12 protein-coding genes are annotated in these 12,678 nt (G+C 40.8%); 6 read left to right on the top strand and 6 right to left on the bottom strand.

The window, feature by feature from the left end:
* Positions 1-3 precede the first annotated feature (3 nt).
* Both M3P19_RS14970 and M3P19_RS14965 read right to left on the bottom strand, forming a co-directional pair.
* Positions 4-1,638 (bottom strand): CTP synthase, encoded by a 1,635-nt coding sequence (locus M3P19_RS14970; protein WP_249658505.1) that lies wholly within the window; start codon positions 1,636-1,638, stop codon positions 4-6.
* 54 nt (positions 1,639-1,692) lie between these two features.
* Positions 1,693-1,929: a DUF3820 family protein gene (locus M3P19_RS14965; RefSeq protein WP_249658504.1), complete on the bottom strand. Its 237-nt coding sequence runs from the start codon at positions 1,927-1,929 to the stop codon at positions 1,693-1,695.
* Positions 1,930-1,973: 44 nt separating this feature from the next.
* Between M3P19_RS14965 and M3P19_RS14960 the strand changes: the two genes are divergently transcribed.
* The 5 genes from M3P19_RS14960 to M3P19_RS14940 all read left to right on the top strand — a co-directional run bounded on the left by M3P19_RS14960 (position 1,974) and on the right by M3P19_RS14940 (position 7,004).
* Positions 1,974-2,837 (top strand): hydroxypyruvate isomerase family protein, encoded by an 864-nt coding sequence (locus M3P19_RS14960; RefSeq protein ID WP_249658503.1) that lies wholly within the window; start codon positions 1,974-1,976, stop codon positions 2,835-2,837.
* A 23-nt stretch (positions 2,838-2,860) separates the two neighbouring features.
* Complete coding sequence (locus tag M3P19_RS14955; RefSeq protein WP_249658502.1) at positions 2,861-3,424, top strand: 3-keto-disaccharide hydrolase; 564 nt, start codon at positions 2,861-2,863, stop codon at positions 3,422-3,424.
* 118 nt (positions 3,425-3,542) lie between these two features.
* On the top strand, positions 3,543-5,666 hold the full coding sequence (locus M3P19_RS14950; protein WP_249658501.1) for a glycoside hydrolase family 97 protein: 2,124 nt from the start codon (positions 3,543-3,545) through the stop codon (positions 5,664-5,666).
* Positions 5,667-5,700: 34 nt separating this feature from the next.
* Positions 5,701-6,459, top strand: coding sequence for a flavodoxin family protein (locus M3P19_RS14945; RefSeq protein ID WP_249658500.1), 759 nt, complete (start codon positions 5,701-5,703; stop codon positions 6,457-6,459).
* Between the two features lie 68 nt (positions 6,460-6,527).
* Complete coding sequence (locus tag M3P19_RS14940; protein ID WP_249658499.1) at positions 6,528-7,004, top strand: nuclear transport factor 2 family protein; 477 nt, start codon at positions 6,528-6,530, stop codon at positions 7,002-7,004.
* Position 7,005: 1 nt separating this feature from the next.
* Here M3P19_RS14940 and M3P19_RS14935 read toward each other — a convergent pair whose 3' ends face one another.
* Genes M3P19_RS14935 through guaA form a run of 4 tightly spaced genes read right to left on the bottom strand, consistent with a single transcriptional unit; the run spans position 7,006 to position 11,582 of the window.
* Positions 7,006-7,506 (bottom strand): DUF922 domain-containing protein, encoded by a 501-nt coding sequence (locus M3P19_RS14935; protein ID WP_249658498.1) that lies wholly within the window; start codon positions 7,504-7,506, stop codon positions 7,006-7,008.
* Positions 7,507-7,526: 20 nt separating this feature from the next.
* Complete coding sequence (locus M3P19_RS14930; protein WP_249658497.1) at positions 7,527-7,931, bottom strand: OsmC family protein; 405 nt, start codon at positions 7,929-7,931, stop codon at positions 7,527-7,529.
* Entirely contained in the window at positions 7,921-10,053 is a 2,133-nt protein-coding gene (locus M3P19_RS14925) for a LysM peptidoglycan-binding domain-containing protein (protein WP_249658496.1), read from the bottom strand. Before M3P19_RS14925 ends, M3P19_RS14930 begins: the two co-directional genes overlap by 11 nt.
* Positions 10,050-11,582 carry a glutamine-hydrolyzing GMP synthase gene (gene guaA, locus M3P19_RS14920; RefSeq protein WP_249658495.1) on the bottom strand — a complete coding sequence of 511 codons (1,533 nt, stop codon included), beginning with the start codon at positions 11,580-11,582 and terminating at the stop codon, positions 10,050-10,052. Before guaA ends, M3P19_RS14925 begins: the two co-directional genes overlap by 4 nt.
* 266 nt (positions 11,583-11,848) lie before the next feature.
* Between guaA and pgmB the strand changes: the two genes are divergently transcribed.
* Positions 11,849-12,508, top strand: coding sequence for a beta-phosphoglucomutase (gene pgmB / locus M3P19_RS14915; RefSeq protein ID WP_249658494.1), 660 nt, complete (start codon positions 11,849-11,851; stop codon positions 12,506-12,508).
* Positions 12,509-12,678: the final 170 nt, after the last annotated feature.

Genomic DNA, 12,678 nt, shown 5'->3' with positions numbered 1-12,678 from the left:
AGTTTATGCCAAACTGGCATTAGTTTGTTCTTGTTTTTGCGCTAAAACCGCTTTAACGAATCCAACAAATAAAGGATGTGGATTGGCTACTGTACTTCTGTACTCTGGATGGTATTGTACACCAACGAACCAAGGATGGGCTGGTATTTCTATAACTTCTACCAATCCAGTTTTCGGATTTAAACCAGTAGCTTTCAAACCAGCATCTTCCATTCGTTTTTTGTAATCATTGTTGAATTCAAAACGGTGCCTGTGACGCTCAGCTATATCCAAAGCGCCATACACATCGTGTACCAAGCTTCCTTCCTCTAAAACACAGTCCCATGCACCCAGTCTCATGGTACCTCCCATATCCGTAACCAACTTTTGTTCTTCCATTAAGCTGATTACGGGGTCAGGTGTGTTTTCATCCATTTCTGTGGAATTGGCACCTGCGAGTCCCAGTACATTTCGGGCAATCTCGATAACCGCCATTTGCATTCCTAAGCAAATCCCAAGAAATGGAACATCGTTTTCACGTGCATACTGAACTGCCTTAATCTTACCCTCTATTCCACGTTCTCCAAAACCTGGGGCAACCAAGATACCATCCAGCCCCATCAATTTTTTGTCCACATCATCTGCAGAGATATGTTCCGAGTGGATGGATCTTACCTCCACTTTGACTTCATTGGCAGCTCCCGCATGTATAAAGGATTCCAAAATGGATTTGTAGGAATCCTGTAATTCTACATATTTTCCTATGAGTCCAATGGTCACTTTGTTCTTTGGGTTTTTATGTTTGGTCAAGAATTGTTTCCAAAGGTCAAGATTTGGTGCTACATCATTGGGAAGATCCAGTTTTTCCAAGGCTACCTTATCCAAGCCTTCTTCTTGCATTAAAACTGGCACATCATAAATGGTAGAAGCATCAATCGATTGGATTACCGCCTCGTGTTTAACATTACAGAACAACGCTAGCTTTCTTTTGATATCATCGGAAATTTGATGCTCAGTCCTACACACCAAGATATCCGCTTTGATTCCACTTTCCATCAATGTCTTCACCGAGTGTTGGGTAGGTTTGGTCTTCAACTCACCAGCAGCGGAAAGAAAAGGAACTAAAGTTAAATGAACAACAATGCCATTGTTTTCACCAAGTTCCCAAAGCAACTGACGAACCGCTTCTATATAGGGTAAGGACTCAATATCACCAACTGTACCCCCTATTTCGGTAATAACAATGTCATAATCCCCACTTTTACCAAGGATTTGTATCCGTTCCTTTATTTCATTGGTAATATGAGGAACAACTTGAACGGTCTTACCTAAAAACTCACCCTTACGCTCTTTTTCAATAACGCTTTGGTAAATCCTTCCTGTGGTTACATTGTTGGCTTGTGATGTACGTACATTCAAAAAACGCTCGTAGTGACCCAAATCCAAATCGGTCTCCGCACCATCATGGGTAACATAACATTCGCCATGTTCATAAGGATTGAGTGTTCCGGGATCTACGTTGATATAGGGATCTAACTTCTGAATGGTTGTTCGGTAACCTCTAGCTTGAAGTAATTTGGCTAAAGATGCGGCTATAATTCCCTTTCCCAAGGATGAAGTAACCCCTCCCGTAACAAATATGTACTTGGTTTGTGCCATATTGAATGTTCTATTACGGGGTGTAAAGGTACAAATTGCCGAAAGAATAGTGGCTTATTCCAGAGGAAATTCTTTTTGAATTTTTCGAATGATGGGTTCCAAGCCATTATCCTTAATATCCAGTGTGGTTCTTAGGTACTCGCCTAATTTACCATTTGGAAAACCTTTCTGCCTGAACCAGACCAAGTAAGCCAAAGGTAAATCCACCAAAAAGCGACCTTTATATTTTCCAAAAGGCATCTTGTAGTGTGCTAATTCCAATAACTTTTGCTTGTCCGGTACCATTTCCATATCAAACCCTAAAGTACTATCTTCATCGCAATAAGCAACCTATCATGAAAAGAAGAAATTTCATTGCAACTGCGGCGGTTGGTGCTGCTGGTATTGCATCTTCCCAAGTTAACGCCCAAAAAATGGAAACAAGCAAAGATTTCAAACTAAAAAACAATATCAATCATAGCGTGTGCCAATGGTGCTTTAATGACATTCCTCTTGAGGATTTTCTAAAAACATTAAAGGATTTGGGCATAAAAGCAATTGATTTGATAGGACCCAAGGATTGGCCGTTGCTCAAACAGTATGACATACATTGTTCTATGTGCAATGGGGCAGAAATAAGCCTTGAAGAAGGTTGGAATGACCCAAAAAATCATGATGTTCTTATTAAAAACTATACAGAAATGATTCCGAAGGTTGCTGAAGCTGGATACACCAATTTAATTTGCTTTAGCGGCAATCGCAATGGCATGAATGATTATGTCGGTCTTCAAAATTGTGTCGATGGGCTCTCTAAGATCATTCCTTTGGCAGAAGAACACGGAGTTGTTATTCAAATGGAACTTTTCAATCAGGTGAACCATCCGGACTATATGTGTGATAGCTCTTTATGGGGAGTGGAATTGTGCAAACATCTAGGAAGTGACAATTTTAAATTACTTTATGACATCTACCACATGCAAATCCAAGAAGGGGATATTATCAGGAGCATACAAAACTATCACCCCTATTTTGGTCATTACCATACCGCTGGTGTACCGGGAAGAAATGAAATAGATGAAAGCCAGGAACTGTACTATCCTGCCATTATGAAAGCCATTTTGGATACAGGTTATAAAGGCTATGTTGCGCAAGAATTCCTTCCTACTTGGGATGATAAAATTGAAGCGTTAAAAGACGGCTTTACGCGATGCGATATATAATTTTCCAACAACCAAACTCAACTATGAAAAATCAAATTTTATTATTAGTCGTAGCTACTTTCAGCTTCGTATCATGTACCAACTCAGAAAAGCTTTTTGAAGAATCCCCCCAAGATTGGGTACAAGGGGGTGAAGCCGCTACCTGGAGTTTTGAAAATGGCGAACTCATTGGTACTGGTAACGGTGGGAATGGATTCATCATGACCAACAAGTCCTACAACGATTTTGAATTAACCCTGGAATTCCATCCAGATAGAACTGTAAACTCAGGAGTGTTCATAAGATGCAAAGAACAAAAGCTAGATGCCTTGGACTGCCATGAAATCAATATATGGGACTTACATCCCAATCAAGATTTCCGTACCGGTTCCATCGTTACCAAAGCACTTCCTTTGGCCAAGGTCAACACCTTGAATAAATGGAACAATTACAAAATCAAAATGGTAAATGACAGTGTTCATGTGTGGGTTAATGACACACTAACCTCCGCACTTAAAAACAACCATTTAAAGGAAGGATTTGTGGGTCTTCAAGCCGCAGAAGAAGGCATCATCAAATTCCGAAATGTACGACTAAAGCAATTATAATAAGCCATTTAACTTATTTTGCAAATCGGAATTCCAAGTTAAAATCATTACATTTAGTGTAGCCAAGTCATTGTGCATTCAGCACAATGGTTCCTTTTGAAATTAAAACTACACTACTATGAAAAAGTGCTTTTCGGCCATGTTCTTGGCCGTAACCGTCCTGTGCATTTCTTGCGAAGAAAAAAATGCAACATATACTGTTAATTCCCCTGCTAATAACAACACCATTGGATTTCAGCTAACAGCAGAAGGTCAACCCGCCTACTGGGTGATTCATGGAACCCGAAAGGCCATTGATACCTCACGGATGAGCTTTGAGTTTAAGAACCAAGAAGCTATGAAAAATGGCTTCACTGTCCTAAAACATACAACAAGTTCCTTCAACGAAACTTGGGAAATGCCGTGGGGTGAACAACGTGAAGTGGAAAACAATTACAATGAAATGTTGCTGGAATTGGAGGAAACAACGTCTCCAAAAAGAAAATTGAATATCCGGTTTCGTGCTTATGATGATGGTATTGGCTTTAGGTATGAATTCCCTTCGCAACAAGGAATTGATTCCATTACCATAATGGATGAGCATACCGAATTCCAACTCCTAGGTGATCATACAACGTGGTGGATTCCTGGGGATTGGGATATCTACGAACACCTTTACAATACTAGTAAGGTCTCGGAAATTGACGCTTTGTCCAAGCAGAACCATCCTGATTTGGCCCAAACCACAATTCCCGAAAATGCTGTAAATACACCAGTCACCATGCGCTCGGACAGTGGACTTCATTTGAGTTTTCATGAAGCTGACCTTACCAATTATTCCGGAATGACACTAAAAGTGGATACCGAAAACTTGAAGTTAACCAGTGAATTAGTCGGTTCAGCGCGACAAGGGCATAAGGTAAAAACTAGCTTACCGGCCAAAACGCCTTGGCGGACCATTCAAATTGCAGATAAGGCAACGGACTTGATTACGTCCCGATTGATAGAAAATTTGAATGAGCCTAGTGTAATTGAGGATATTTCATGGTTTACCCCCATGAAGTATGTAGGCATTTGGTGGGAAATGCACCTTGGCGTTTCCACTTGGGATTTGGAGGCAACCCAGGATATGAACACTTTCTCTACCTTGGATAGGGAGCAAACCAGCTCTAAACATGGGGCAACCACTGAAAACACAAAACGCTACATTGATTTTGCAGCTGCCAATGGATTCGGTGGCGTTTTGGTTGAAGGTTGGAATACAGGATGGGATCATTGGATAGGTTTTGAAGATCGTGAAGGAGTTTTTGATTTTGTTACACCCTACGAAGATTATGATATTGCAGAAGTGAATCGTTACGCTAAGGAAAAAGGCGTTGAGATGATCATGCACCACGAAACCAGTGCCGCACCCAGAACTTATGACCAACAACTGGAAGCTGCTTATGAGTTAATGCAAAAACACGGGATGCACTCCGTAAAAACAGGTTATGTCGGCAAAATCATTCCGGCAGGAGAATATCATCATGGACAATGGATGGTCGATCATTATCGTAAAGTATTGGAAACCGCCGCGGACTATAAAGTGGCCATAAATGCCCATGAACCTATCAAAGCCACTGGTTTAAGAAGAACGTATCCCAATGCAATAGCCAGGGAGGGACTTCGAGGTCAAGAATTTAATGCCTGGGCTTCAGATGGTGGTAACCCGCCAGAACATTTGCCCGTTGTTGCATTCACCCGGATGTTGGCTGGCCCTATCGACTTTACCCCTGGTGCATTTGAAATGACACTGCCAACCAAACCGAACAATCAAATCAATACTACGCTAGCACAGCAGTTGGCCTTGTACGTGGTTATTTACAGTCCCATTCAAATGGCATGTGATTTACCGGAAAACTACGAAGGACAAGCTGCACTTCAATTTATTCGAGATGTTGGCGTAGATTGGGAACAATCCATAGTATTAAATGGAGAAGTTGGAGATTTTGTGTCGATTGCTAGGGAGGAAAAAGATTCAGGCAATTGGTTTGTTGGTGGAATCACGGATGAGCATGCCCGTGAATTGACCATAGACTTTTCATTCCTTGATTCCGAGGCAAGCTATGATGCAATTTTGTATTCGGACACCCAGGAAAGTCATTTTAAAGATAATCCAATGTCAATTTCCATTGAAAGTATTGCGGTAGACTCATCAACAACAAAAACAATCCGTCTAGCTGAAGGGGGTGGGTTTGCAATCAGTTTGATTAAAAAGGATTAACCCTTCAAACAGTAAACACTTAAAAATAAAAGCTATGTCCACTCAACTCAACGAAAAAATCGAAAAGCACTGTGCAAATCCACCTGCTAAATATGATGATTTAAAAGCGCTGTTCCTTAATTGCACCTTAAACCGGACACCTGTGCTGTCCCATACGGAAGGATTAATAAAGGTGGCCCAACGCATTTTTGAGGCTAATGGCGTATCCACCAAAATCATTCGACCCGTGGATTACGAGATTCCAGCAGGATTGGGATTGGATATGTCCAAAACGCCGGAATGGGACAAAGATGATTGGCCAATGATCCAAAAGGAAATTGATGCCAGTGATATCGTAATTGTATGCACCTCTGTATGGCTGGGAGAAAAATCCTCGGTATGCAACAGAACATTGGAACGTATGTATGGCTACACTCATCAATTCAATGAAAAAGGGCAATACAGAGATTATGGAAAAGTAGGTGCAACTTTGATAACTGGAAATGAAGATGGCGTTAAGCACTGTGCCATGAACATCTTATTTTCATTGTCTCATATTGGCTATACCGTTCCTCCACAAGCAGATGCAGGTTGGATGGGAGAAGCAGGTCCTGGTCCATCTTACAGGGACGAAGGTTCTGGTGGCCCAGAAAATGATTTCACCAACAGAAATACAACATTTTTGGTTTGGAACTGTCTCCATTTAGCTCGAATGCTGAAAGATCAAGGTGGGGTTCCAGCCTACGGAAATCTTCCGGATGAATGGGAGGCAGGCTGTAAGGCAGGTTTTGACAGCCCTGAACATCAGCGTTAATTTGGGTTTTATAATTGTGGGATATTGATTAATATCGTGCTATATTAAATTCTAACAATGCTACACCTATGAGCAAAACAAATCTTCTGATTGTTTTTTGTACTGTCTTTTTCTTTAGTCAATGTTCGACCGATTCAAAAAAAACAGTTGTAAGTGAAGCTGAACATCAAGAATTACTCACCACTATTGAAAGCTTCAATACGGCGTTCCGCAATGGAGATGCAAGGACATTGAACACCATGATTACCGATGAATACTTGCACACCAATGGTAATTCCAAGGCAATTGACAAGAAATCCTGGATTACCTATATGGAGCACCGCAGTGGAAGTCTAGCACGTGGAAACTTTGAGGTTTCTGACTATGCCATGGACGAAATTGAGATAGCTTTCTACGGTGACGCTGCGCTGGTGACCGGAAGAGTTAGTGCAACAAGAAAGGATGCAACTGGTATCAAAACCAACAATTATAGGGTAACCCATTTATGGGTAAAGGAAGCTGGCAAGTGGAAACGTGCTGGTTTCCATGATGGTAAAATAAAATAGTTTACTGCTCCTCGGCCAAGGCTTTTGCTATTTTTTCATTCCACTCCAATTGCTTTTTGGCGTTTCTGGAATAAGCGGTTTCCCAATCGTACTGATCCTGAAAATCCTGAAGTTCCCTGAGTATATCCTGATAAATCTCTCGGATTTCCTGTTTTACATTATCGGAAAAAGAAGTGCGTCTGAGTTTGTCTCGCATTTTGCGTGCAAAAAGTTCGGCAATATCAAAATGCAATTGTTCATGGCTCAAAATCAAGTCATCACAAACTAAAGGTTTGTACCATGATTCATTAGGGTAGAAATATGCATTGACCTCAAAATCCAATTTTACCTCATGATGGATGAGATTAGCCGAGTATCTATAACTGATTCCACTTGCCGTGGTAGCAGCGGGTTCAGCTGCTGGAGGCACCTTGCCTTTAAAATCAGCCCAGGTAAGCCTATAATCGGGATCCCATAAGATTTCTTCATCGATTTCCTGGGCCAGTCCCAAAAAGCCAATCATAAGAAATCCTAATATGCTCCCTATTCTCCCCAATTAAATTCGATTACCTTTTCTATATCTGGGTGAAGACTATAATGTACTGGGCAAGTGTTGGCAGTGTTTTCTAGAATTTTCTTGTGCTTATCCGACACAGCTATAGGGAAAGTCATTTTGACTTCAATTTTTGAAATTCGGCGCGGATTGGCCGCCATATGCTTGGTAACCTCTGCTGTAGATCCAGCTAGGTCCACCTCTAAATCCCTAGCTTTAATGCCCATCATGGTTAGCATACAACTCGCCAATCCGGTGGCTACGGTATCCGTTGGTGAAAACGCTTGACCAAGACCATTGTTATCCACTGGTGCATCCGTGACAAATTCATTGTTGGACCTGAGATGAAGACAGGTCGTACGTAATTCTCCTTGATAAGTAACTTTAGAGGTCATCCAATTGTATTTCCTTGATTTGTAAACTATCGTATTCCATAAGATATGCAGCCCTGTTGTAAAAACCTGATGCATATTCGTTATAATAATTAAAGCTATTTCCCGTGTATTCTGTCAGCCCAACAATCTTTGAAGTCTCAAAAAGATTGTTTTTGTGTGCCAATTTCAATAACACATCAAAAGTAACGTCAAAGCCCCTTACCGCATACCGATCTGGCGCCAATCCCCTGTATTTAGCCCTGTATGCCCTAGTAAAAGCGTCTGAACCAACTTCCCGGTAAAAACTTGGGTAGGCAAATCTTAAATTGGACAGATGGGTACTGGAGACTGCATCGTGCTCAAAGGCCGTGTTATAATTTGTAGTGAACATGCGAACTGGTATCTCCTCGGTATTTGCCGAATTCAGAATTGAACTCACACTTGAGACCATATTAGCTTGATCTGTTTCCAAGAATACCCAATTTTCCTTTTCCTCAGACAACATGATCAAGAACTCATCCAAATGCAAAGATTTGTTATCAATTACTTTCGCAATTTGAGCTGCCGGAAATTTTGAAAGAATGGAATCATGTGCAACATGATGCGTTGAATCTGCAATGATGACCACATTTTGATCGGTGTGGATTTTGGCCAAGTAGTCCAACATCTTTTTCCTCAGAATTCCATCTTTAGGTTTGGAATAAAATACATTGCAATGACTTAATTGACTATCCGCCGCAGTTGGAGAAATCACGGGAATTCCCTTAGTGGCAGCTTGCACGGCTACTTCATCCAAAGCACTGGAAGCAACAGGTCCAATAACCGCATTTACACCCAAAAGATTTTCGCGGAACAATATTTCCTTCACCTTGGCCTGGCTCAATTGGGTATCATAAGTAGCAACATCTACAGAAATTCCCATTTTTCGAATGGAATCCAATGCTACCATAGCACCGGAATAAAACCCTAGACTGAGTTTTAAATCCCTTCTTGTCTTTAGTTGACTTTCTGTTTTCTTTCGATCATTGAGGTTGATACGATCCAATCTAAACGGCAGCATAAAGACCAACTTGGGTTTGTTGGTTATGCTAATGCTATCCAAGAGATTTATTTTATCAATGATCAAGGCATTTTTCACCTCAAGATCAGATTCTTTGGTTTTAGGAAGCTTCAGCACCATACCAGCCTTTAGACCGTTTTCCAATTCTGGGTTTAGGGCAAACAATTCTTCTCTACTTAAATTCAGGTTTTGGGTTAAGCGGAATAGGTTCTGTTTTGGTTTAACCTCATAAAAAATAAAGTTATCTGTGTTTACTTCACCTGAAGTGTCACGTTTTTTTGGTAAACGTAAAACCATACCTTCTTTTAATCCACCCTGCTCCATAATTTCAGGGTTCAACCTGATAATGGAATCTGAAGGAATGCCATATTCCACACCTAAACTGTACAACGTTTGTTTAGCAGGTACCGTAAAAGAGGTAAATAGATCTATCTCCTGTTCCAAGCTATCGCCCTTTGGACGTGGAAGTTGCAACTCTTGGCCTATTGCCAAATAATCCGAAGTTTTATCCAATTCTGGATTCAAACCCAATAAACTGTCCACGGTGATATTGTATTTATTGGCAATACTCCATCTGGTTTCTTTGGGCTGGACGGTGTAGGTTTCAAAATCCAAGGCTCGTTCTTCTTCTTCCGTTAATTCTGGGTATATCGGAATCTGAAGTATCATTCCTTTTTTTAACGGTTCAGCATACAACTGCGAATTATGCTTTTTTAACTGATCTTCCGTAATGTCATAACGCTGTGCTAAACCAAACAATGTCTCACGTTTACGCACCCTATGTCGTGTGAAACCCATGGGTTCCACTTTTTCAACCTTTTCAGCTTCTTGTATCTCGGTTTTTTGCTGAACAACACTTCCGTTTAAAGGTATAATCAAGATGGTGTTCGGTTTTATATCCGAAGCTGTTTTGATTTCTTTATTGGATTGCAATATCGTATAAGGCGTTACCCGGTATTGTTGGGAAATACTTTGTAAGGTTTCGCCCTCCTTAACAGCATGAGTGGTGTAATTCTGTGCTGAAATGCTTGCCGTGGCTAAGAAAAACACCACGAATCCAAATATTAAAAACTGCTTTTTCATTCCCATTCTATAGTTGCTGGCGGCTTAGAACTAATGTCATACACTACTCTATTAACGCCTTTGACCTTATTTATTATATCATTAGAGGTCTTTTGCAAGAATTCGTAGGGTAAATTCACCCAATCAGCTGTCATCCCGTCCGTACTTTCAACGGCTCTTAATGCCACACATTTTTCATAAGTGCGTTCATCTCCCATGACCCCTACACTATTTACGGGTAAAAGCATGGCTCCGGCCTGCCACACCTTATCATAAAGTCCCCATTTTTTCAATCCATCAATAAAAATGGCATCTACTTCCTGTAATATAGACACTTTTTCCGCGGTAATGTCACCCAGTATTCTAATACCAAGACCTGGCCCAGGAAATGGGTGCCTTCCAAGTATGGCTGGATCCATTTCCAAATTTCGGCCCACCCGTCTTACTTCATCCTTGAACAATAAATGCAAAGGTTCTACAATCTTCAATTTCATATAATCTGGTAAACCACCTACATTATGATGGCTCTTAATAGTAGCCGATGGTCCTCCACTTGCAGAAACCGATTCAATTCGGTCTGGATAAATGGTCCCTTGTGCCAACCACTTTGCATTTTCTACTTTATGTGCCTCGTCATCAAAAACCTCAATAAATACCCTTCCAATAATCTTACGCTTGGTTTCTGGGTCCGACTCACCTTTCAAAGCTTCCAAAAAACGTGCCGAAGCATCCACACCCTTCACATTCAGCCCCATATGTTTGTATTGATCTAGAACACTCTCAAATTCATTCTTCCTCAACAATCCATTATTCACAAAAATGCAGTGAAGGTGCTTTCCAATAGCTTTATGAAGTAGCATTGCAGCAACGCTGGAATCCACACCACCTGACAATCCCAATATCACCCTTTCATCACCAATCTTTTCCTTTAACTCTGCAACGGTTGTCTCCACAAAAGCATCTGGTGTCCAATCCTGTTTTAAGCCAGCGATGTTCACCAAGAAATTCTCCAATAGCTTTTTCCCATCTTTTGTATGGTATACCTCCGGATGAAATTGGATACCATAGGTATCCTCCCCTTCAATTCGGTAGGCGGCGTTCTCAACATCATGTGTGCTAGCCAGTCGCACAGCATTTTCCGGTAATTCCTTAATTGTATCGCTATGACTCATCCATACCTGGCTACCCTCAGAAATTCCGCTTAGGAATTGTTCTTCTTCCTTTACATAAGACAAGTTGGCGCGACCGTATTCACGAGTCGCCGAAGGGGCTACATTACCTCCATTAAAATGGGATAAATACTGGGCACCATAGCAGATACCCAATAGTGGCTTTTTTCCTTTAATTTGACTTAAATCCGGTTGGGGTGCATCTTCGGCCCTTACAGAAAACGGAGAGCCTGATAATATTACCGCCTGATAAATGGATAAGTCCTTAGGAGGATTGTTATACGGTTTAATTTCTGAGTAAATGTTAAGCTCGCGAACCCTTCGTGCAATCAACTGGGTGTACTGGGAGCCAAAGTCTAGGATAAGTACGTTGTTATGCATGGGCAAAAATAGCAATTTGCCCGACTAGAAAAAGTATCTTTTAAGGTATATTTAATAGAAGTTTTCAAAAGGTTTTCCACGTCTGGAAATACCAATGGATTTTGGTTCAATAACCTAGATTTTCTTAAAAAATCCACCGCTGGCTTTTTAGTTATCCTCCTAATTTTCAGTGAATCAAATGGATGCTATAAACAGCAATATAACCTAATGTGGTTTTTTTCTTAACAATTTTCGCCATTTCTTTGCCGTCCAAAACGAACTAGACTATGATAAAAGGATTTATTTTCGACTTGGATGGTGTAATAACCGACACTGCGGAATTGCATTACGAAGCATGGAAGGCCTTAGCTGATGAAATGGGTTGGGACTTTGATTACCAAGTGAATGACAAACTCAGAGGAATCTCTCGAATGGATTCCATAAAAGTTATTCTTGAGCATAACAATACAAGTTTAGAAGAAGACAGACTAGCTGAACTTGCCACGAAAAAGAATGATATTTACGTTGCAAGTCTGGAAAATATGACGCCTGATGACTACCTCCCAGGCGCGCGGGAATTATTGACACATCTAAGAACAGAAGGTTATAATGTAGCTTTGGGTAGTGCTAGCAAAAATGCAATCAAAGTTCTTGCGCAGTTAAATGCCAATATTTATTTCGATGTGATTGGAGACGGGAATAGCGTTTCTAAGAGTAAACCTGCTCCAGATATCTTCCTATATGGTGCCGACAAACTAAAATTACAACCCGAAGAGTGTATCGTCTTTGAAGATGCAGAAAGTGGTGTTGACGCTGCCAAGGCCGGTGGTTTCCATAGTGTTGGAATTGGACCTGAAGAACGATTGGGACATGCCGACTTACGATTTGATAGCATGTCAGAAGCCACATTATTCGAAATCAAATCCCATTTCAAGGATTTGTTTTGATCTCCGGTAATTACTTCAAACCAAAATAGAAAAAAGCCCCGGGAACCACTCCGGGGCTTTAAAATAAAATCAAAACCAACCTAAACATATGAGTTTACCAACTCAAATTGTTAAAAAAATTCATAGCAATTTTCAGTAGTAAAACAACTAGTTGGTCATTTACCCTACCT

Origin of the sequence: Flagellimonas spongiicola (genome assembly GCF_023502425.1) — a bacterium.
In the GTDB taxonomy this organism is placed as follows: domain Bacteria; phylum Bacteroidota; class Bacteroidia; order Flavobacteriales; family Flavobacteriaceae; genus Flagellimonas; species Flagellimonas spongiicola.
This window is presented reverse-complemented; position numbering and strand designations above follow the sequence as displayed.

Excerpts from the sequence above, each read along its gene's own strand:
- M3P19_RS14970 (WP_249658505.1), bottom strand. The coding sequence starts at position 1,638 with ATGGCACAAACCAAGTACATATTTGTTACGGGAGGGGTTACTTCATCC.
- M3P19_RS14960 (WP_249658503.1), top strand. The coding sequence starts at position 1,974 with ATGAAAAGAAGAAATTTCATTGCAACTGCGGCGGTTGGTGCTGCTGGT.
- M3P19_RS14965 (WP_249658504.1), bottom strand. The coding sequence starts at position 1,929 with ATGGAAATGGTACCGGACAAGCAAAAGTTATTGGAATTAGCACACTAC.
- pgmB (WP_249658494.1), top strand. The coding sequence starts at position 11,849 with ATGATAAAAGGATTTATTTTCGACTTGGATGGTGTAATAACCGACACT.
- M3P19_RS14950 (WP_249658501.1), top strand. The coding sequence starts at position 3,543 with ATGAAAAAGTGCTTTTCGGCCATGTTCTTGGCCGTAACCGTCCTGTGC.
- M3P19_RS14940 (WP_249658499.1), top strand. The coding sequence starts at position 6,528 with ATGAGCAAAACAAATCTTCTGATTGTTTTTTGTACTGTCTTTTTCTTT.
- M3P19_RS14945 (WP_249658500.1), top strand. The coding sequence starts at position 5,701 with ATGTCCACTCAACTCAACGAAAAAATCGAAAAGCACTGTGCAAATCCA.
- guaA (WP_249658495.1), bottom strand. The coding sequence starts at position 11,582 with ATGCATAACAACGTACTTATCCTAGACTTTGGCTCCCAGTACACCCAG.
- M3P19_RS14955 (WP_249658502.1), top strand. The coding sequence starts at position 2,861 with ATGAAAAATCAAATTTTATTATTAGTCGTAGCTACTTTCAGCTTCGTA.
- M3P19_RS14935 (WP_249658498.1), bottom strand. The coding sequence starts at position 7,506 with ATGATTGGCTTTTTGGGACTGGCCCAGGAAATCGATGAAGAAATCTTA.
- M3P19_RS14930 (WP_249658497.1), bottom strand. The coding sequence starts at position 7,931 with ATGACCTCTAAAGTTACTTATCAAGGAGAATTACGTACGACCTGTCTT.
- M3P19_RS14925 (WP_249658496.1), bottom strand. The coding sequence starts at position 10,053 with ATGAAAAAGCAGTTTTTAATATTTGGATTCGTGGTGTTTTTCTTAGCC.